This is a genomic window from Xenorhabdus lircayensis, from assembly GCF_016306625.1.
Lineage (GTDB): Bacteria > Pseudomonadota > Gammaproteobacteria > Enterobacterales > Enterobacteriaceae > Xenorhabdus > Xenorhabdus lircayensis.
On record NZ_JACOII010000074.1, the window covers coordinates 1 to 1293 of the forward strand.

A 1293-nucleotide genomic window follows, 5' to 3' on the forward strand; every position below is an offset into this window, starting at 1 on the left:
TCCCCTAAACGGCTTCAGTGAGCCATGCTGAATATATCAGCAAAAACATGAAGAGGTGTCCAATGGAACAAGTTATCGGAATTGATCTGGCAAAGCGAGTGTTTCAAGTACATATTACATCCCCGCTTGGCAAACTGATTAAAAATACGGTGGTTTCACGCGATAAACTGAGCACTTTCATTGCACAACAGCCTCCTTCAAAAATTGTAATGGAGGCGTGTGGCAGTGCAAACTACTGGAGTCGCCAATTTAAACGCTTTGGTCACGAAGTGAAGCAAATCAGTCCCCAATATGTCGCCCCATTCAGAATGGGCAGCAAAAATGATGCTATGGCTATTGTGGAAGCAGACAGTCGTCCGGGGATGCGTTATGTCCCGGAAAAAACACAGGCACAACAGGATATTCAGTGTTTGCATCGGGTTCGCCAGCGGCTAATGAAAAACAGAACGGCGCTGATTAATCAAATCCGGGGATTAGGCTTGGAATATGGCATTGCTATCCCCGAAAGCGCTCGCAAAGTTGAGCAATGTTTACCTGATCATCTGGAAAACGCGGAAAATGACCTGACTCCAATGAGCCGTGAACTGTTTCAGGAACTGTTGTTTGAACTCAAAGAACAACAGCAGCGCCTGATGGAGCTGAATAAAACGCCTCGACCACCTGAATGCGCAACAGGAAGATATCGGACGGTTACTGACACTGCCGGGTATCGGTCCGCTGGGAGCCTCGGCTCTGATGATCGCCTTGGGCGACAGCAATGACTTCAAAAATGGCCGCCATTTTGCCAGCTATCTGGGGCTGGTACCAAGGGAACATAGCCGCGGAGGCAAAGTCAGGTTATTGGGGATCACGAAACGCGGAGATAGCTATTTGCGTGGAATATTGATCCACGGTGCCCGCTCAGTGGCTTATCGGGTGCAAAAACTCCCCGACGAACGAGGTAATGGATTGCAGCGTTGGTTAAAAGGCGTGATAACCCGTAGCGGACTCAATAAGGCAGCAGTAGCGCTGGCAAATAAAAATGCCCGAATAGCGTGGGTACTGGTCAACCAACAATCGAGTTATGAAGCGCGATGAGTCACCCTTTATGTAGCAAAAGTCCATAAGTTGATGTAATTGACAGGTAGTACCGACTCTCTGTGAACCTGGTAACCCGATCAGTCTATCGAGACTGTTGAATTAATGAGGACAGAGAGTGCGGATTTTCATCAGGGCTCACTGAAGCCGAATATATGTTTGCGACTACGTTGTCAGAAAAATTCACCCACCCACTTGAATTAAGTCGGTGTCCAT

Annotated in this window: 1 pseudogene; it reads left to right on the forward strand. The window is 48.0% G+C overall.

Features of this window, described 5'->3' with window-relative positions:
- The first annotated feature begins 62 nt into the window (after positions 1–62).
- Positions 63–1077: pseudogene (locus H8A87_RS18860) on the forward strand (IS110 family RNA-guided transposase).
- Positions 1078–1293: the final 216 nt, after the last annotated feature.